Below are 20,734 nucleotides of genomic sequence, written 5' to 3' on the forward strand. Positions count from 1 at the left end.
TGTTGCAGGTGCTATCACGATGCGCTCGGCGACGAGCGAGGAGCTATGAGGCCATGACGAACACACCCCGCACCACGCGACGCCCTCGGCGCGCCATTGCTGCGATCTCGGCGGTGCTGCTGGGCGCTTCCGTGTTGGCGGCGGTGATGAGCAGTCCTGCCCAGGCCGTGAACACGGCCAGTGAGGCGCTGATCGACACCAATAACGACGGTGTGGTTGACGCACGTGAGTTCGGCGGGCGCGACCGTTACGACACGGCACTGCGGCTGGCCCAGAACTTCGGCAGATCCAAGGGTCTGGGCGGCGTCGCCGAGGCATTCGTGGCGTCGGGCGAGACGCTGGTGGATGCGGTGGCCGTGTCCGGCCTTGCGGGGTACTTGGACGCTCCAGTAGTGCTGACGTACCAGGACAGCCTGCCTGGCGCAGTTGCCGATTACCTGGAGGACTACGACGTTCAGAACATCCATGTGCTTGGCGGCCCTGCCGCGGTGTCCGAGGCGGTGTTCGATTCGCTCGAGTCGCTCGATCATTCGCCGACGGTGGCGCGCATTCAAGGTACCGATCGGTACGGCACCGCAGCTGACATTGCGACCAGGCTCAGCGGCGGCACCGCCGCCGGCAACGTGTGGTGCGGCGGTGAGGAAGCAGCGGCGATCCTCGCGAACGGCGGCGACGTCTCGCTGGCCTACGCCATGTTGGCGGGCCCGATGGCCAGCCGCCTGCAGCTGCCGGTGCTGCTGACAGCACTCGATGAGCTGCCGGATGCGACACGGGACATCATCAGCGACCAGGACTACGAGCACATCGTGATCGTGGGTGGCACCAGCAGCGTGTCGGCAAATGTCTCAGCCGACCTGACCACGGCCGGGGTCAACACCATCACCCGCATCAGCGGAGCCACCCCCGCTGAGGTCTCGGCGAGGCTGGCGGAGCTGGCCACCAACGATTGCCGGGGTGACCTCGGCGCCGTGTCGGACACGACGGTCGCCCTGGTGGGCGAGAATGCCTTGCCCGACGGTGTCACCGCGTCACCGGTGCTGGCGAGCTCGTACCGTTCGGGTGAGTTGGTGCCGATGCTGGTGGTGGGCGCTTCGCTGCCGGGTGTGGTCCGCAATTTTCTGGCCGCGACACCACAGGAAGACGCGGTCGGCAACAAGCTGCATATGGACATCGTGGCCATCGGCGGGCAAGCCGCAGTCACACGGGGTGCCATGAGCGCGGCGATCGATGCTGCAGCCTCGGCGCCTGCACTGACCGTGAGGATCGTCTCGCCCACAGACTGGGACAACGACGGCCAGATGGACGACGCGCCGCGCGCCGGAGAGATATCGTTCGAGCTCCGCTTCAGTGATGACGTTGCGGGTGATGCTGACAACGCCTCGGCTGCGACCGCTCAGTTGCGAGGGAGGCTGCTGGACGTGCTCCGCATTGGTGGTGTACCCGCTGTCCTCGCAGGCCAAACTGACACGCCGCCGGGTGTGGACTTCGGCGGAAGCTCGACCGACTGCAACCCCGATGTGGTGACGGTGAACCTTGCATCGCCGTTGACAGCCGGCCAGCCGATTTCCATCGCCGACACGACGCTCGAGTTCGGAGCGCGATCGGACCGGCGTCCGCTCGCCCGCAGCTCGACGTCGGTCGTCCGCGAAGAGGTGAGAGCACCCACCTTCGAGATCATTTCGATCATCGGGCAGACTTCGTTCACGGTGATCGCGAAGGACAACCAGAACACCGACACCGGCCTCGCCGATGGCGAAACGCTGGACAGCGCTGAAATCACGGCCACCAGTAGGGACGACGACCTGTCAGTCAGCAATGTCGGTGGCGGCACGGTGGACACCTCCAGCGGCAGGGTCACCGAGCACACCTTCACCGTGAACGTGAACAGAGCCTTGCTCAGCAGCGACCGGATCAAGATCGCCAAGGACTCGATCATGGACGACGCCGGCAACACGAATGTCGAACGGACCAGCCCCACACCCATTAGGCCGACGAACAACGTACGTCTGACGAGCGTCCGGGTGAGCGGACAGTTCCACGACACGCAGGCCAAGTACGCGGTGCCGACGGCACTGACCGGGGGCAATGGTGCCGAAGGCGGTCTTGAGGACGTGTTCTTCACGGCAAAGGCCAACGGCAGGGCTGCCGGCGCCAATGGCAACGACTGGACGTTCGACTTCCGCCAAGCCAGCACCTACAACGCGAACAAGCCCGTCAGCTTTGAGGTGCTGGTGGATACGACCGGCAAGCGTGCCTTCATCACGTTCGTCAACGGCAAGCCGAAGTTCGCCGACCTGGCGGCTGCGCTGAGGTCGCACAGCGGGTTCAACGGCCTCTGGGACGTCAGCGTCGACAATGTGCAGAACGCATGCGCTCCGGCCAACAAGGAGCTGACCGTTGCGGGCGCCGTAACGGCGACTGGGGACCAAGACGCCAGTGCCGACAAGGTCCGCGATGGCAACACGATGATGGCTATCGAGGCGAACTTCAGCGGCCATGTGGCGGCCGTGCACAGCAACCCGCTGCTCGAAGATGTGTTCGCCGCCACTGTCATCCGCGTGCCCACGGCGGCGCTGTCCGACATCGGCCTCGGAAATGAGGACGACATCACGGGACCGGTCCGGTCCGCTCGCTGGGTGGCTTCGACGGAAGATGTGACCCGGTTGCCGAAGTCCGGTGATCGTTACGACGTCGAAGCGAACACCATCGCGGACGGCTATGTGTTGGTCGACGACCCGAACACCGACGTGGACGAGCGCGTGAATCGCGCTCAGGCGAACCTGAGAATCTCCAGCGGCGGCACCACACCGCGGTAGCCCCCGCTGAGACCGTCGGCTCGCTGAACCCCGAGTTCAGCGAGCCCACCGGCCAATCCAAACCGAAAGGAGCCCCGGGGCACCCGCGCCGGGGCTCCTCTCGCGCCATGTCGTCTTTCGGCGGGCGGCGGCCGGGCGTACGGGGGGCGAATTAGCATCGCTGGCAGGCCCGGAGGCCGGACCTGATGTTCAAAGTCTGAACGACTCTGGTTCGCAGTCACGTCGGGCGCCGCTCCGATCGAGAGGCACGGACCCGTGAGCACTGAACCACCCCGCCGTCGACGCTTTCTGGCAGCAGTCATGGCCGCGATGTTATGCGCCTCGGTGCTGGCCGTTGTGGCTGGCTCGCCGGCGCAGGCGGCCAACACTGCGCGGGAGCTGCTGGTGGACACCAACAGCGACGGCGTCGGCGACGCCCGTGAGTTCGGCGGCCGTGATCGCTACGACACCGCTCGTCGGCTGGCCCGCAACTTTGCGGCGGGCAAGGGAGGCCTGGGGCAGGTGCGGGTTGCCTTTGTTGCCTCGGGCGCGACGCTGGTGGATGCCGTGGCGGTGTCGGGCCTCGCCGGCCATGAGGACGCTCCCGTGCTGCTGACACCTCGTGACGAGTTGCACAACGGCGTGGCCGACTTCATCGAGGACAACGGCGTCGATACCGTCTACGTCTTGGGCGGATCTGCATCCGTGGCCCAGGGGGTGCTCGACGAGATCGAGGATCTGCCCAATTCGCCAGAGGTGAGCCGCATCCAAGGTGCAGACCGCTATGCGACAGCCGCTGCGATCGGCTCGGAGCTGGGCGCTGGAGCTGCCTGGTGCGGCGGCGACGAGCCAGCCGCGATCTTGGTGAACGGCGGGGATGTCTCGCTGGCCTACGCCATGATGGTGGGTCCGCTGGCGTACCGGCTCGAAGTGCCGGTGCTGCTGACCGCTCGGCGGAGCCTGCCTGCGGCCACGGCGGACTTCCTGCGGACTGAGGACATCGAACACGTCGTGATCGTGGGCGGCACCGATTCGGTGGCTGACAGTGTCGAGGCTGCGCTGGCTGCGGCCGGGGTGGACGACATCGACCGCATCGCCGGCGATTCCGCTGCGGGCACGTCGGTGGAGCTGGCCGAGCTGGCGATGGGCCGCTGCGCCGCAGACCTGCGACCGGTCTCTGAGGACACCGTGGCGCTGGTGCACAGCGATGCGCTGCCCGACGGCGTAGCGGCCGCCCCGGTGCTGGGAGCCACATTCGCCGACGGCGACTTGGTGCCGATGCTGCTGGTGGACGACACGCTGCCGACCCCGGTGCGTGACTACCTGGCCGCCACGCCCGTTGTGGGCGCCGACGGCGACAACCTGGAGCTGAAGATCGTGGCCATCGGCGGCACCGCTGCGGTGGGCTCTGACGTGGTGGATTCGGCGCTGCGCGAATCGGCTTCGGCTGATGCGCTGAGCGTGCAAATCGGCGCTGCACGGGACACGAACGGCGACGGCAGGATCGATGCCAGCGACGTGCCCGCCCCCGGCGACTACGCCGTGATCTTCTACTTCAGCGCCTCCATCGCAAGCGGTGCTTCGGCGGCGTCTGTAGTGCGCGACATCGTGTGGCTGAACGGCGCGCCGCCATTGCTCGGCAGCGGCAACCCGGTGTCAGTGGTCAGCGCAGCCGACCCGTGCGACCCCGAGCAGGTGACGGTGAACTTCGAGCACCCGCTGAACGACCGCGACATCATCTCGATCGTTCCGGACGCCACATTCGGCTCGGGTGTGAACGAACGGCGTGTCCGGCCCGCATCGGCGGAGGTGTCAGCGCGTGCGGCGGTCAGGCCGCGTCCGACGATTGACGTGTTCATGTTTGTGGGCCGGTTCACCGCCGACGTCAGGATTTCTAACGGCGGCCCGCTGAACGAGGCAGACGTCGACCTGCGCAGCAGCAACCCGAATCAGTTCCTGAGCGTCGACCCGGTGTCGAGCAATCTGATCTTCACCGATGCGATTCAGGCGGACGAGCGGGTGGTGATCAGGCGGGGCGCCGTCACCGGCTCCCGGGGCAATTCGAACGCTCAGCGCACCTATCGGGCCATGGCGCCCGACGAGAACCCGCGGATCCTCTCGGTGCTGATGAGCGATCTGCATCACAGCAGCGACTCGGTGGCCGAGGTGCCGTCGGCGATCTCGGGTGAAGGCAACAGTGTGTTCATCTCGGGCCGGGCGGGCGGTGACGCCGAAGGGGCCGCGGGCAATGGGTGGTCGATCATCTTCGACGTGGCGAGCGACTGGACCCCTAGCGGCGACGTGGACATCGATGTGCGGGTCGTCGACGACGACAAGACCGCGTTCGTGCTGTTCGACAACGGCAAGGCCCGCAACCGGGATCTGCTGGCCGCTCTGGAGGCACATAGCGCGTTCAATGCGCTGTTCGAGGTGGAACTGCCGCCCGATTCTTCAGGGGGATGCGGTTCGATCCGCAATTCCGAGCTGAGCCTGGGCACGAACGACCGGCAGATCACTGCTGTCTTGAGCGGCGGGGTGACTGAAGTGGCGATTGAGGTGCGGTTCAACGGCTACGTGGAGAGCGTGCAAGACGACGGGCTGCTGGAGGACATCCTGCGGGCTGTGGTGAGCCGATCTGATGTGGCCAGCACCGACAGCGTGCGTGCCGCTCTGGACTTGGCGTTCCCGGAGCCGTTCGTGGGGCCGGGCAAAGTGGTGCGCTACGAGGCCCGGACGTCGGATGCGACGATGCTGCCGCGGGTGCGGGACCTAGTGGACACGCCCGCCGGCCGCGACCAGGTATTCGACGATCCGAACACGAGTACCGATGAGACCGCCGAGGCTGTGGCAGCGATCGCGCTCGGCTATGCGCCGCCCGAGAACGACGACGAGAAGAACGGCCGCTCGCGCGTGCGCATCGCCCGCAGCAGCCACGTCGCCCTTCCCTCATAAACGCGCCTGAGAGTTTCAAGCGGCGGCACCACACCGCGGTAGCCCACGGCGGCACTGGTAGGGGCGGTCCCCCAAGATTGGCGCGTCGCTGCGGGTGACCTGCTCTAAGTTGACACCCCCTTACGCTCCTGTGCCGTAGGACGGCGAGTCGAGGAGGTGCTTTCGAATAAGCGACAACTACGACGATGTCAAAGTCATCCACTACACCGACGACGACATACGCGAAGGCAACCAGCACATGCTCGATGGCATCGGCTGCACTTGGGAGCAGTTGAAGGGGCAGGCCGCAGACGGCTGTTTCGAGAGCGAGGAGGCCCGCGACGTCTGGCTCGTCATCTCGTCCTTTGAACCAGTTACAGCGTGATCTTGAGCGACGAGCACAACGGTTCGCTCGCGAGATCTCTGACTTGCTCAATGGCACCGCTATGTGACGGTGCGCGCCCCGACGCCGACGACGAGCCGACAGATCAACCTGAAGGCACCACGGGCCAGTTGACACTCGGGTCAGACCCGCCTCGACGCCAGAGCCCCAACAGCATGAGTGATGACACTCAGGGTTTCTCGTGAGAGGAAGTCCTGCAGGATCAGCACTCTGCGGGCGGTGACACCGAATCCAGAATGCGCACGAGATCGGGAATGTCCGAAACGATGGTGTCCCACAGAATCTCGGGCTCCGCCCTGAAATACTCGTGCATGAGCAGGTTGCGAAGCGATTTGGCTTTTCTCGTCGGCACGCTGCTGTGCGTCTTCAGGAATTCATCTGATAGATGCGCCATAGCCTCGCCGATCACGGCCAGCTCATAGCTCGCAGCGCTCACGGCGAGCCAGTTCCGGTCAAATTCTTCTCGGCCCAGCTTGACGATCTCAGCCAGCCGGCTGCACGCAGCGCGAATGTCCGCGACCCGTTCTGTGTCGCTGCGGCTCAAAGCGGGATCGCGTCGGCGAGCATCGTGCGGTAACGGTCTCGCAGGCACGAACGCGGCACGACATCCACTTCAGCGCCGAGGAGGTCCTCCAGATCTGCCTTGAGGCCTCCGATGTCGAACAGCGTGACACCCTGATCGAAGTCGACCAAGAAGTCATAGTCGCTGTCGGTGCCGTCATCGCCTCGGGCAACAGAGCCCACGAGCGCGATAGCGCTCGCCTTGTTGCGCGCGGCTGCATCTCGGATCTCGGACCTGAGCCGGCCAACGACTTGCTCGCGTCTGCTCACCCCACCGAATGTAACGCTTCGGCTCGGCGGCTCAAGCGCGTCAAGTACAGAACCGGCGGGCGACAGTTTGGGGCTCCGAGGCCGAATTAGCATCGCTGGCAGGCCCGGAGGCCGGACCTGATGTTCAAAGGCTGAACGACTCTGGTTCGCAGTCGCGTCGGGCGCCGCTCCGATCGAGACGCAGCCACGTTGCCGTTCACTCATAGCCTCGCCTCGATGCCGCAACTTGGCCCGTCTGCCCGGTCCGCGGCATGCGCGCTGGTTTGTGCGGCAGTGCTCGCGGCGGTCTTGGCGGCGCCTGCGACAGCGGGTGCGCAGAGCGCCCAGGTCGCCCAGCAGCGCATCGAAGCCGCTACCGACTACGAGCTCGCGGCGACCCTCGCCGGGGGCACCTGTGACGGGCCTGGCGGGTCGCACAGCGTGGCGTTGGCGTCAGGCGAGAACTGGCCCGACGCGTTGGCAGGCACCGCGCTCGACCGGCCGCTGCTGCTCACCAAGCAGGCCTTCCTGCCCGCGGCCACGCGGGAATACCTCGAGCCGTGCGCCAGCCAGCCCAACGCCAAGGTGATCGTGCTGGGGGGCGCCGCCGCCGTGTCCGAAGATGTGACCGGCTCGCTGCGAAACTTGGGCTACCGGGTGGACCGGATAGCGGGCACCGACCGCTACGACACCGCCCGGCGCGCTGCGCGGGCATTCGCCCCAGCGTCGCTTGGCACCGTGTACCTGGCGTCGGGGGTCAACTTCGCTGACGCCGTTGCGGTGGCTCCGTACGTTTCGGCGAACAGCCCGCTCATCCTCACCCCGCCGGGCGCGCTGGGTGCCGAGGCCGAGCGGTTCCTGACCGATCCGGGCCGCACGGTCTCGTCGGTCACGATTCTGGGCGGCAGGGCGGCTGTGTCCGCCGAAGTCGAGGCGCAGGTGCGCAGCCTCGGCATCGCTACCCGGCGTGTGGCCGGCGCCAGCCGGTACGAGACAGCGTCGATGCTGGCCCGGCTGTCGTTCAGCAGGCAGGGATGCCATCCGGTCACCGATGTGGCCGTGGCCAGCGGCACTTCGCCCTACGCGGGGCTCGTGGCCGGTGCCGTGCGAGGCCAATGCCAGCCGCTGCTGCTCGCACCCCCGGCCGGCCCGGTGCCCGAGACGCTCGCCGCATTCGGGAGCGACTGGCTGCTCGCGGCGGGCAGCTCGACCCAGTCCTCGGTGACCGCCATCGGGCCGATGTCGTCGGTGAGCGATGCCGCGTTGGCTGCTGTGGCGACCGGCCGGATGCCCGACGAGTCCGGGGCGACCGAGACGGTCGGGACCGGTACGCCAGGCGGCACCCAAGCCTGGGAGCAAGTGGCCGCCTCGGTGGTGCTGGTGCAGTGCCTCGACAGCGCGGGCGAGCCGACCCAGACCGGCTCGGGATTCGCCGTCGACGACGGGCGCCAGATCGTCACCAACCACCACGTGGTGCACACAGACGGGGGACGGCCGTGCGCCGGCATCGAGGCCCAGGCGGGCGGCACGTTCGAGCAGGCGCCCGCCCGATCCGTCCCGGCGACGCTGGTGCGTGCGGCCGAGGCGCGAGATCTTGCCCTGCTGGCGCTGGATCCCAGCGCAGACGCGCTGCCGCCCGTCGCCATTGCGACGGCGCCGCTTCGAGCGGGCGAGCACATCACCGCGTTGGGCTACCCCAGCATCGGCGGGGCGACCATGACGCTCACGACGGGGCGCTACTCGGGGATCACGCTGCTGGACGGGGTGACGTGGATCAAGACCGACACCCAGATCGCGCCCGGCAACAGCGGCGGACCGGCCTTCAACGAGCAACGGCAGCTCGTGGGCGTCGCGTCAGCGTTGGTGCTGGCCCAGACCGGCAACGGCGCGCAGGTGGTCGGCAGCCTCGGCCTGCTGGCGCCCAGTACCGACGTCGCTGCCCTGCTCGCCGGCGACATCGGCGTTGAGCCGAGCAACGAGCCCGGTGGCGAGTCTGGGGGCGAGCCGGACGACGAACCTGCCGGCGACGAAGGGGAATGGACCCACGGCACCGCGACCAACACCGGCAACCACTACGTGATCTTGGTGACAGGCCCACAGAATCACAACATCGCGCGCCCGTTCGACAACGTCGTGCCGGTCCTGTTGGTGTTCTGCGACGACGCCGTGCAGATCGACTTCTGGAACCCGCTCCTCGACCAGTACCGGGGCCCGTTCATCGCGGGCCAGGTCGGCTTGTCGAAGCCCGAAGAGAACGGACGGGTGCCGATCGGCTACCGGATCGGCGGCGAAGACGTGCCGTTCATCTTCGAGCTGTGGCTGCCCTCGGAAGACAACCGGGCGATCATCTCGGGCGACGAGGGCCACAGCTTCGTGAGCGCTCTGCGGAACGGGACGGGCCAGCTCGCTTTCGGCTTCACCAATTTCGACGGGGGGAACCAAGTCATCATCTTTCCCCGGATCGACGGCTTTGCCGCAGCCCACGATCGGCTGCAGCAGCGCTGCGCCAGGCGATAGAGGCGGGTGCGGTGCGGGCGGGGCGACGGCCGTCCCGGCGATCTGCAACGGTGTCGTGACACCGCCGGGGCAGACTGTCGGAGCGTGACGGGAAAACGGCAAGGCCTGCGGGTTCGATGGGTGGCCGCGTTGGCTGCAGCCATGACAGTGGCGTCGCTGTTGGCGGTGCCGAGCGCGAGCGGCCAGACGGCATCTGCTGCAGGGCCAGGACCAGTGCCGCCAAGCCAGTGGCCGCAGTCGCATCTGGCTGCGCCGCAGTTGGAGGCCTGGCCGAACGGCGTTCGCATTTACGGTGCCGACCGGCACCAAACCGCACTGGCGGCTGCGCTGACCATGCGCGGTCGCGGTGGCTTCCCTTTCGACTCGCCCGATGCCACGTCGCGCGCCGGGCGCAGCCTTGCCGCTGCGGGGGACTGGTGGGGCCTGGGTGTGTGCCCGCGCTCGGTCATCGTGGCGGCGTCGGACTCGCCGGCTGATGCGCTGGCTGCGGCCGCGCTGTCGGACTCCACAGGAGGCTCCAGTGAGCCGTACTTGCGGCGGGTCGCGGCCGGTGATCCGCTGTTCGATCCCATCGGGGGCTACAGCCGGGTCGACACGCTGGCAGCGCCCATCCTGCTCACCGACTCGGCCCGATCGGGCGCGCAGTCACTGAACCACTCGGCCCGGCTGGCCGCGCACGACCTTCGCCAGGGCGGTTGCAACGCGGCGCGTCAAGCGATCGTGGTCGGCGGCGAGTCTGCGGTGCCGGCGGGAGTCGAGACCGAGCTGGTGTCGATCGGCTACAGCGAGGTGTTCCGCGTCAGCGGCCTCACCCGCTACGGCACGGCTGCAGCCGTCGCGACATCGCTGGGCACAGCACCCATTCCCGACGGCGTGAAGGGATGTGCCGACCCCTCTGCCTCCGACGGTGACGCCACTATGACCTTCTACGCCAACTCGGTGGTGGAGTGGCGCCCACGAGCACGCGAGTGCGAGCTGCTGGGCCGCACGGTGGTGCTCACCGTAGGCGTGGATGCGCTCGCTGCTGGCTGGTGGACGAGCTTCTGGCAGGTGCCGGTGGTGCTGGCCGACGGCAGCGACTACCTCCCCCACGAGACCGCGACAGCGCTCAGCCTGCTCGACGCAGAGCACCTGATTGTGCTGGGCGGAACGTCGCAGATTCCCGAACAAGTGGCGGCATTGGCGGCAAACCTCTCGGGGGCCGAGATGCTTCGCATCGCAGGGCCGGATCGCTACGCGACCAGTGTCGCCATGGTCAAGCACTTCGGCGGATGGTGGCCGAACCGGAACGGCAAGGATTTCGCCCGCTCCATGGTGTGCCTGGTGGCCTCGAGCGGGCGCGGCGACAGCGCTCGCGGCTGGCCCGACGCGCTCAGCGCCGGCCCTTGGTGCGGTGCGGCCTCGGCTCCGTCTGCGCAGGGACAGCCCTACGTGGTCGAGCGCATTGCCGGAACGGTGACTGCGCCGGAGATCGGATTCGTCGGTGCAGCGCGACGTCCGGCCTCGGACCCGTCGACCGCTGAGGCGCCGGGGCCGAAACGATCCGCGGTGCCCATCCTGCTGGTGCCTGCCAGGGCGAGTGAGCTGCCATCGTCGGTGTCGGACCTGCTGAGGAGTTCATTCACGGCGAGGCGGCAGTGCATCAGCGCGGTCGGTGGCCTGGGACCTCGCGGTGCAGTTGATGCAGATGCCTACGGCGCGGCTCTCAACAACGACGAGTGCTTCGAACCCGGCTTCGTCGTGGCCTTCGGCGGGCCATCGGTCATTCACCCCAGCCTGATGGCGGAGGCCTCGGCGGCGGTGAGCGGTCGGCTCATACCCGCAGAAGTTGACGCGAACCCCATCTTGGTCGGCGCTCAGACCAAGGACCCGGCCAATCCCAGCCGCACGGTCAAAGCGCCCGGCGCACCGCGGGGAGTTGGGGCATTCGCCACACGGCTGTCGCTGGACGGGCTGGTGCATCACCGGGCCGATGACAAGGGGCGCTACCGGGACAGTGACGATGACGACTCGACTGCTGGCTCGTCCCCTGGACGTGTCTGGCTGTGCCTGCCGCGTTCCACCTACGAAGGGGCACGCTGGCTGGTGGCAGAAACGTCGAGGCGGCGCTCGCCGGTGGCGGTCGCGGACCTGCCTCAGCTGGGCTGGTACGGCGTCGATGCCGACGGCGTCGCACGCACCGAGGGCGACGGCGGTCCTGGCTGTCTGGCCTCTGCGTTGCCCGATGATGGACCCCTAGCCGTGCGCGCGGTGGGTCCATTCGGACGCGCCTCGCAGTCGACCGTGCTCGTGGCCGATGAGTACCGGCGCTTCTGGATGGCGCAGCCGGTCACCCTGCAAGCACGGGGGCACAACGGGCTACCTGGTGCCGACGATCCCACCGACGGTGGCGTCACGAGTTGGTCCTTCCGCTCGGACCAGTCTCGCAACTACCTCCACGTGCCTCCCGACCGGGAGGAGCTGAGCGACGCGTTCTTGTCGATTCAGATTGTGCGCGGTCTCGGAGAAGAAGACCCCGACCGGTTCACCGCACTGTGGTCGACGGATACAGCCAGTCGAACCGTCACGGGAACGGTCGCTGGTGAGGCCCGACTGAATGGCAATGTCTGGGAGTTGCGGGGTATGAGCGTGCTGAGCGGAGGAACGTGGTTGATCGACGTCTTCGGTGCCGAGTCGCAAGCCCCGAGCGGCCTGGATTCGAGCGTGGCGGTCGCAGGGCTGGCAGACGGTGGCTACGGCGCAGGCGGTTTCGTGGGCACGATCTCGCTCAACGACTTCGGACCCGACGACGACACCGTCACGTGGCAAGCCGACGCCTTCATCAACGCCGCTCCCTAGCGGACTGCCTCGCCGGCTGAGAGGGGCGAGGTACCGTGACCCTCAGACTGTGCGGCACTGCAAGCACCATGCTGAGTCAAGACGTTCCGACATATGGCTGCGGCAGGCGCGCGGCTCATGCCCTGGTCGCGTTGGTGGTGGCTGCCGCTGTGCTCGCTGCTGCTCACGATCCGGTGCAGGGCGCCGCGGCCTATGCCGAGACGCGGCGCCTCGAAGGCCCGACGCGCTACGAGACCGCGGTTAACATCGCGGAGGCATACGTCGATGAAGTCGAGAGATTCGGCGGCGAGCGTGTCGACACGGTCGTGCTGACGTCGGGTGCGAATGACCACTTCGCGTACGCGATGTCGATGTCGGCGTTAGCGCAGCTGCACCGTGCACCGTTGCTGCTGGTCCAGCCCAACGCGCTGCCCCCTGCCGTCGGAACGTTCCTATCGGACAACGACATTTCCGAAGTGATCATCGTGGGCGGCCCCTCAGTGGTGTCTGCCACCGTTGCGGGAGCGCTGGAGGCCCTTGGCGACATCGAGGTGACCCGCATCGCCGACGCCGACGCCTACAGCACCGCTGCCGCAGTGGCCGCAGCGGTCGGCGAATCCGTCTCGCCGGGCGAGTTCCCCGTGGACGGCCGCACAGCGTTGCTCGCCACCGGCGAGAACTTCGCTGATGCGCTCGCAGCGGGGCCGCTCGCCTACCGGGGCAACCATCCCATATTGCTGACCCGCAGCGCCGAACTGCCCGAAGCCACCGAGACATTCCTGGCAGCGAGCGGGATCGAGCACGTCGTGATCTTGGGGGGCGGTGCGGCCGTCAGCAGCGGCGTGGAACAGGCCGTCGCCGATCTCGGCATCGAGATCACCCGCTGGGCCGGTGCTGATCGGTTCGCCACTGCCGTGAAGATCGCCGAGGCGCTGCTGGGCGTCGACACGCCCGCGGACTGCTTCGGCGGCAGCGAGGTGGGCTTGGCGTACGGGCGGCGGTCGCCCGATGCGATCGTGAGCGGACCGCTGCTGGGCGAGCTGTGTGCGCCGCTGCTGCTGACAGAGTGGGGCGAGCTGCCTGAAAGCGCAGCGGCATTGCTGAGATCCGACGACTACATCACCGGCGACATCAACGGCGACGTTCGCATCACCGTGTTCGGCGGTGAGGGAGCCGTCTCCGAACAGGCGCTGATGGACGCCATCGACGCGGCGCAGCTGCCCGAGCTCACTGCGAGCCTGCGAGGCGTCGAGGGCGGCTGCCACTTCACCGTCGAGTTCAGCGAGCCGGTGCAGACGTCGGACGCAGCCGACTTCTCCAGCTATTCGACCGGTCAAGGCCGATTCGGCACGGTGAACGCCGGCGCTGGGACCACCACCACCAGCGCCACCGTGACCTTCTCCGGAGGCTTCATCAGCCCCGCCGGCACCGTCCCGGCCGGCTGCTTCGCGCCATTGCAGGAACGCGAACGCATCGGCATCAGCACCCGTGCGATCCGGGCGGCCAACGACGACCGCACGGTGGTCCAGTCCGACTATGTGATCCCGCCCGACAACCGGCGCCCGTCGCTGGTCATCAGCGCCCCCCAAGGCGGCGACATCGTGTGGGTCGAGAGCACCGAGCCGCTGGCGCCGGCGCCGATCGAGGTGCTGTTCGAGCGAGGCAGCTCGATCGAGGCCCCGGTCGGGGCCGACTTAGACGACGGGGCAATCCGGTTCACGGTCGTCGTTCCTGAGGAACTCGGCGGCGTGCTGCAAGCAGGAGACAAGGTGTCGATAGCCAGTCGCGCCGCTGCCGATCTCGCAGGCAACGAGAGCCGGGCCGCCAGCCGGACCGTCGAGAACGACGACACACCGCCCGAGATCGATCGCATCACCGTGACCGAGCCAGTCGCCACACGCCAGGCCGCGGTGACGCTGAAAGTGGCCGATACCGGCGGGTCCACCGCCGACGCCATCTTGATCTCGGCCGATCCGGGCACGTCAGTGGACGGGGCCGCGGGCAACGAGTGGCAGATCGACGTGAACGTGCGCGACACACGCCCCCGAGGCTGGTCGCCGTCACAGCTCAGCTCGGTAAGGGTGTCCGAGTCGAGCCGCCGGATCCTGGTGCAGGTGCTGGCCGAGGCGGTCGTCGACGATCTGGCCGCCGACCTGAACAACGACCGGGCGTTCAACTCCCGGTTCACTGCGTTGGCGTTCAGCGGCGAGGCGTTCAGCCGCCCAGCCGACACCCGAGGCCGTGTGTCGTTCACCGAAGGCGCCAGCACCGTCGATGTGACGGTGCTGTGGAGCGAGCCGGTGCAGGGCTGCACCGGGTTGCATCGAGCGGTGGATCCGCGCAACATCGAGATCGATGTCGATGCTGACGGCGAAGGCGACTTCGCGCTCGACGGGCACACCTTCGGCGACAGCGACGTGATGCTCGTGGCGAGCGACGGGTCGGGCCCGCTCATTGCCGGCGACCCCATCTGCGACACCAGCGTCGATGTCCGCTCGGGCACCCTCAAGGTCCGCATCGAGTCTGCGAACGTCGACAATCTGCCCGGCACAGCTTCGCTGGCCACCATTCGCCCGGGTGCAGCCAGCGACTTCGCCCGCAACGAGAACGAGTCCCAGACCGGGGTGAAGTTCCGCCGCCCATAGCGGGCCTGCACGCTCGATTGAAGTCCCTCGTCTGCTTCGGCCGGTGTGGTTGAGTGGGCGTGCGCCGATGAGCCGGCGCCGCTGGAGGCCCTGATGGTGGATCCGAACGTGCCTGGTGCGGCGGCTCAGCGACATCGCCGGGTAGGTGCAGGTGCTGAGGTGACGCTGCCCGCTCGTCACAGCCGTCGCCGATGGGTGCTGGTGCTGCTGTGCGGTCTGCTGCTTGCCGGCACCGCTGTCCAGTTCCCAGCCGGGGCTGCGAGCACCGACGCATCGTTCACCCGCGTCGCTGGCGCGACCCGTTACGAGACGGGCGTGGCGATTGCCCGGGAGTATGTCCGCGAGCGTGCCGATGCGGGCGCCAGAGCCGACACCGCCATCGTTACCTCGGGAGCCGACGCGCACTTCGGCTTTGCGCTGATCGCACCGCCGCTGTCACGGCACCACGGCGCTCCGTTGCTGTTGACCCCGCCCGATGCGTTGCCCGCAGCCGTGGAGACCTTCCTGAGTTCGAACGGCTTCACCCAGGTGATCATCGTCGGTGGCTCCGATGTGGTCTCCGACGACGTGGCCGCGGAGTTGAGGGCGCTCGACCTCGCAGTCAGCCGTGTCGGCAGCGATGACCTGTATCGCACCTCAATTGCAGTGGCCTCACGCGTCGGCTCGCCCGCGGGCATACCGGGCAGGTATCGCAGCCTCGGCCCGACAGCGCTGCTGGCCACCGGCGAGGTGTTCGCCGACGCACTCACGGCGGGGCCGCTGGCCTACCGCGGTCGCCATCCCGTGCTGCTGACGCCGAGTCTCGACTTGCATCCCGACGTGAAGCGGTTCCTGATCGACAGCGGGACCTCCCACGTGGTCATCCTCGGCGGTCCCCGGGCCGTCAGTCCCTGGGTGGAATACGACATCGGCGATCTCGGCATCACGGTCAGCCGGCTCTACGGTCCGGACCGCTACGCCACCGCCACCCGAGTCGCCGAGGAACTGCTGGGCCCTGATTCGCCGCAGCGGTGCTTTGACGGCGCCGAGTTCGGGCTCGCGTTCGGACGGCGTGCCGCCGATGCGCTCGTCGCCAGCCCGCTGCTGGGCGAACGCTGCTCGCCTCTGCTGCTCACCGAGCGCAACGTGCTGCCCCCCACAGTCGCCGACCTGCTGGATTCGGACGAGTTCGCTCCCGGCGACAAGGACGGGAACTTGGCGCTCACGGTGCTCGGCGGCCCCAATGCAGTCACGTCCTTCGCCGCCCTGCAGGCGGTGGCGGCGGGGACGCTGCCGAAGATCTCTGCGGACATCGCCGGCGTGGAGGGCCGCTGCTTCCTCGACGTGACCTTCGACGAGCCGGTGCGCACATCCGATGCCGAGAATCCGGCCAACTATCGCCGGGGCCGAGTTCGGTTCGGATCTTCCGACGCGACGGTGGATGCCGGTTCGGGCGACACCACCTCCGCAGCGACGATCCTGATCGCGGGCGCCCGGAAGTTCGCCGATTCGGTGGTCCCCGTGGCGTGCGACCGACCACTCGCGGCCAAGGAGGAGATCGAGATTCGCGGCGACGTCATCGGCGAACACGACGGTCGCCGGGTGGTTCGCCGGGTGGTCACCAGCGTCGCTGCGGACCGGGTCCCGCCGACCATTTCGATGACCGCCACCGACGCTGCGACCGCGGCGCTGGTCACGGCCAGCGAGCCGTTGCGACTGCGTACGGGAATCGCCGAATTCCGCCGGACAGGCGCCGACCCCGAGACCGAAACGGTCATCTTTCAGGTGAACGATGGGGCGACGAGCTTCGAGGTGCCGGCGCCGGCCCGATGGGGAGGCTCGCTGCGGGACGGCGACCGCGTCACCATTCTCGCTGGGGCGGTGGAAGACCTGGCAGGCAACGCCGCCAACCGGGCCGTCGCCACTGCGGTGGGCGACAACACCCCGCCCGAGGTCGCCCGAGTGACGGTGTCGCGGCCGCGGGGGCGCACTGTCGCGTCGATCTCGGTGGATGCGCAGCGCAACGGCGACGTCGTGAGCGACGCCCTCCGCGTGACAGCGCGTCCGTTCGGAGGGGCGTCCGGCGCGATCGGCAACAACTGGACGCTCGAGATCGTGCTGGAGGCCGACTGGGGGGCCACGCGCATCGCCGTGCCCAACGTGTGGCGGACCGGCGAGGGCGGACGGGTGCGTGTCCAGACTGCACCGGGCCGCGCCGTCGAGGACATCGCGGCCGACCTCAACCGCAACCTGAATTTCCGGTCGTGGTTCATTGCCGATCTGGCCGACGAGGTCGCCGCCGACGAAGAGCTGCCGGTGACGTTCAGCGTCGATATCGGCCCGACCCGGCTGAGCGGCGGAGAGAGCAGTGTCGACATCACCGTGGTGTGGTCCGAGCCTGTGCTCGACTGCGAAGCCGGCGACGGGCTGGTGGTTTCGGGCCGATTGCAGATTGATGCCGACAACGACGGAAGTGCCGACTACGCCCTCGGCGGGAACGGCGCCGCTGAGGCGGGCGTGATGTTCGTGGCTGCGCCTGGGGGGAATCCGGCGATCATCGCCGGCGGAGCGACCTGTGACCTCGCTGCCGGCGTGCAAGACGGCACGCTGGTGGCCCGCATCCAGTCAGATGATCTCACCATGCTGCCCGGACTGAACTCGAAGCTGTTCGCCGGCGACGGGGCGGCGATCGACCTCAACGGCAACTGGTCGGAGCAGCACAGCTTCAGCCGCTTCACCCGCCCCTAGGCCCAACAGGCAGCTGCGTGACACTCATAGAAGGATGACAGCGACAATCGGCAGGCGATAGCCTGTGCCGTCTTGCGGCCAACGAGATGCGGGTAAGAAGTGGGGGTCGGTGAAGATTCGCAAACAGCGGCTCGCCGGCCTCGCAGCAATCGCACTGGCGTGGTGCCTGTGGGCACCGTCGGCGGCGCTGCTGTTCGCTGCCCCGGCGCAAGCGGCAAACTCGGCTTCTGAGCTGCTCGTCGATCCTGACGACCGATCGGCACCGCTCGCGGGAACCGGCGTGCGGCCGTTCAGCGGTGCAGACCGGTACGAGACTGCAGTGCGCTTGGCCGAGCGGTACGCCTTCGAGCGCGGCGGCCTCGACTCGGTGCAGACGGTCATCCTGGCATCAGGAGAGGTGCCGATTGACGGCGCCGTCGCTGCTGGCCTGTCGGCGCGGCACTTTGCTCCCATCTTGTTGACGCCGTCGGAAAACCTGTACGGCCGCGTCGCTGATTACCTCGAGGACCACAAGATCACTACGGTGATCGTCGTCGGCGGGGTCGCCTCGGTCGGCTCGGCAGTCGTCGACGAGCTCGAGGCGCTGGAGCAGGACATCACCGTCCGCCGGTTGTCCGGAGATGACCGGTTCGCCACTGCTGCCGCCGTCGCATCCGAACTCGACGGACTGACCCACTGGTGCGACACCAACGACACGGTGGCGTTGCTGGCCAACGGCAGTGAGGAGCACCTCGGCTACATCGTCGCCACGGGCCCGCTGGTGTACAGGATGGAGCTGCCGGTGTTGCTCAGCGAGCGCGACACGCTGCCGCCGGCGACTGCGGCTGCGCTCGAGCACTTGCGCGTTGATCGGGTCGTATTGCTGGGGAGCAGCGCCGCCCTGTCCGATGGCCTGGTCGCACAGCTTGTGGCCGGAGGTGTCGACCACACGCAGCGGATCAATGCCAGCTCTCCCGAGTCGTTCTCGGCGGCGATCGCCCGGCTGATGGCCGGCACGTGCGAGCCCGAGATCCGCCCCGCAGTCTTCACGGTTGCGCTGGTCGGAGCCGGATCGCCGGCCGATGGGGTGGCTGCGGGGCCGGTCATGGGGCTCGGTCTGGGCGGCTCTGGTCCCGTGCCGCTGCTGATTGTCGGCTCCCGGCTGAACTCGTCGGTCTCGAGCTTCCTGCGCACCACCAAGACCACGGTGGACGGTCGCAAGACCAATGTCGAGCTTGTCGCGGTCGGGGGCACCGCCGCGCTCAGCGATGCCTCCATGAACCTGGCACTGCGAGCAGCCACCACGTCGCGAACCCTGAGCGGGCGCATCAGCGCCGTTGCGGACGGCCCCACGTTCACCATCAAGTTCACCGAGGAGCTGCAGACCGAGGGCGACCAGTTGGAGGCCCGCATGCGCGACCTCCTCTACGTCAACGACACGCCGGCGCTCATCGTCGATCAGGAGCTGACGAGTTCGCGACCGGCCGATGGGTGCGATGCAGTGTCATCGCTGACGGTGACGTTGTGGCGTTCGCTGAAGGTGGGCGACATCATCGAGATGCGATCCACCGAGGAGTGGTTTGCGCTCAATGGGGATCGTCGCCCATTGCAGGGCGCGAGGTACACGGTGCCGACGCCTAGGACCAGGACGTCGCCGCTGTCGGTGGAGATCATCGCCACCGAGGGCACCCCCTTTGTGCTGTTCGCCATCGAGTACGACCCTGACGAACCCGACGGCAGCGACACCTCGGTCGACGGCAGCCGGGTTCGCATCCTGACTGCTCGGGAAATCGAGGTGGCTGCCGGCGATTCGGAGTTCATCGGTGCCGAGCGCTTCCTGGGCCTCGCGTATCACCGGGTGCCGCTCACCGCGCCGGACGGGTACCCCGGAGACAGCTCTTCCGACCCGATCGACGCGGGAGCGGCGTACGAGCTCGCCGACGGCGACTTCGTCGACTTGCGTGGCGGCGCGATCGTCGGCCCCGAAGACCAGCGCAGCGGGCGCCGGCGAGCACGAGTCAGCGAACCCCGCGCCGAGTTCGGCGTCTCCGCCGTGCGCATCGGCCCAGCCAATCCTGGCGTCGACAACAGTGCCGCCACCACGACCCCCGACGCGATCGCCAATGTCAGCCAACGCGCAGAGGTGATGCTGGCAGAGTCGGTCCACATCGTCGGTAAATGGTCGGGCAGCGCCGCTGGGGCCGCCGGCAACGGCTGGGTGCTCGACAGCGCCCGGGCCTCGGCACGCCTGGGTGAGACAGCGAGCGCCGTCTCGCGCACCAGCCATCCCGCGGTACGGGTGTGGATCGACACTCGTGACCGGATCATCCTGCTGCGCTTCATCGACTCCGAGGACGGCGAGCCGCCCGAGCTGACCTACGGGGATTTCGTGCGTGCGCTGAGCAGCAACAGCGCCTTCACCCGGGTTTTCCTGGCCGAGCTCGTCAACGGGTGCATCGACGAGAGCCTGCCATTGTCGCTTGACGACGAGAGCGACTTCATCGGCATGCCCGCATTGGAAGGCGGTGTGAGCTCGGTCAGCTTCCTGGTGGAGTTCAGCCACTATGTCAACGAGTTCATCGCCGACGAGGAGCCCGATGTCGCTGAGGTTGCAGGTGCGGGCGGGGTGATCGAGCTGATCGACGACATCCTCGGCGGGCTGATCGAGGACTACGGCGAGGTGAGCGACCCTGCGCCCGCTGTGCCCGACCGCGTCGAGACCACCACGCTGCTGCCGAACGACCAGGTGCTCTTCCGGTTCACAACTGCGGATCCCGATCACACGATCGGGCAGCTCCTCAGCTTCCGGGGCAAGCGGTTCGAGATCGCCGCCGGCATCGCCCGCGGACAGACGCCCGACGATCCCACCACCGGCGAAGTCGACGAGAGCCTGAACCCGGCCAAGACGCTGCTGGCAGCGTCGAGCCGCATTGCCCTGCTGCGCAACAGCCATCCCGCCACCCCCTAGCCTCTGCCCGTCAGTGCAGCCAAGGATCACCGGCCCGTGAGCCAGCCGGGACCGGCGGTTTCGATGCGTGGAAAGCAATGACTGCATGAGAGATCGAGGCGTCAGCACAGCAACAATGCGACGTCGACGCCGCTGGCGACGG

The 20,734-nt window shown here is 67.9% G+C and carries 9 protein-coding genes; 7 read left to right on the plus strand and 2 right to left on the minus strand.

What is annotated here, in order from left to right; translation table 11 throughout:
* Window positions 1-53: 53 nt before the first annotated feature.
* Both ACOQPH_RS16720 and ACOQPH_RS16725 read left to right on the plus strand, forming a co-directional pair.
* Window positions 54-2,816, plus strand: a complete 2,763-nt coding sequence (locus tag ACOQPH_RS16720) for a cell wall-binding repeat-containing protein (protein ID WP_420622443.1) — start codon at window positions 54-56, stop codon at window positions 2,814-2,816.
* 255 nt (window positions 2,817-3,071) lie between these two features.
* Window positions 3,072-5,747, plus strand: coding sequence for a cell wall-binding repeat-containing protein (locus tag ACOQPH_RS16725; RefSeq protein ID WP_420622444.1), 2,676 nt, complete (start codon window positions 3,072-3,074; stop codon window positions 5,745-5,747).
* Between the two features lie 584 nt (window positions 5,748-6,331).
* Here the strand turns inward: ACOQPH_RS16725 and ACOQPH_RS16730 are convergent.
* Together ACOQPH_RS16730 and ACOQPH_RS16735 are read right to left on the minus strand one after the other, a co-directional pair.
* Window positions 6,332-6,673: a DUF86 domain-containing protein gene (locus tag ACOQPH_RS16730; RefSeq protein ID WP_420622445.1), complete on the minus strand. Its 342-nt coding sequence runs from the start codon at window positions 6,671-6,673 to the stop codon at window positions 6,332-6,334.
* A complete protein-coding gene (locus tag ACOQPH_RS16735; RefSeq protein WP_420622446.1) occupies window positions 6,670-6,960 on the minus strand; it encodes a nucleotidyltransferase family protein in 291 nt (96 codons plus the stop codon). The genes ACOQPH_RS16730 and ACOQPH_RS16735 overlap by 4 nt, the downstream gene beginning before the upstream one ends.
* 216 nt (window positions 6,961-7,176) lie before the next feature.
* Between ACOQPH_RS16735 and ACOQPH_RS16740 the strand changes: the two genes are divergently transcribed.
* The 5 genes from ACOQPH_RS16740 (at window position 7,177) to ACOQPH_RS16760 (ending at window position 20,592) form a co-directional block, all read left to right on the plus strand.
* Complete coding sequence (locus ACOQPH_RS16740; RefSeq protein WP_420622447.1) at window positions 7,177-9,456, plus strand: cell wall-binding repeat-containing protein; 2,280 nt, start codon at window positions 7,177-7,179, stop codon at window positions 9,454-9,456.
* Window positions 9,457-9,540: 84 nt separating this feature from the next.
* Entirely contained in the window at window positions 9,541-12,294 is a 2,754-nt protein-coding gene (locus ACOQPH_RS16745; protein ID WP_420622448.1) for a cell wall-binding repeat-containing protein, read from the plus strand.
* A gap of 68 nt (window positions 12,295-12,362) precedes the next feature.
* Entirely contained in the window at window positions 12,363-14,918 is a 2,556-nt protein-coding gene (locus tag ACOQPH_RS16750) for a cell wall-binding repeat-containing protein (protein WP_420622449.1), read from the plus strand.
* A 45-nt stretch (window positions 14,919-14,963) separates the two neighbouring features.
* Window positions 14,964-17,645 (plus strand): cell wall-binding repeat-containing protein, encoded by a 2,682-nt coding sequence (locus tag ACOQPH_RS16755; RefSeq protein WP_420622450.1) that lies wholly within the window; start codon window positions 14,964-14,966, stop codon window positions 17,643-17,645.
* 109 nt (window positions 17,646-17,754) lie between these two features.
* Complete coding sequence (locus ACOQPH_RS16760) at window positions 17,755-20,592, plus strand: cell wall-binding repeat-containing protein (RefSeq protein WP_420622451.1); 2,838 nt, start codon at window positions 17,755-17,757, stop codon at window positions 20,590-20,592.
* Window positions 20,593-20,734: the final 142 nt, after the last annotated feature.

The organism is Candidatus Poriferisodalis sp., assembly GCF_965221945.1.
Classification (GTDB): domain Bacteria; phylum Actinomycetota; class Acidimicrobiia; order Acidimicrobiales; family Poriferisodalaceae; genus Poriferisodalis.

Coding starts and splice junctions, on each gene's coding strand:
- ACOQPH_RS16720 (WP_420622443.1), top strand. CDS start 54: ATGACGAACACACCCCGCACCACGCGACGCCCTCGGCGCGCCATTGCT.
- ACOQPH_RS16740 (WP_420622447.1), top strand. CDS start 7,177: ATGCCGCAACTTGGCCCGTCTGCCCGGTCCGCGGCATGCGCGCTGGTT.
- ACOQPH_RS16750 (WP_420622449.1), top strand. CDS start 12,363: ATGCTGAGTCAAGACGTTCCGACATATGGCTGCGGCAGGCGCGCGGCT.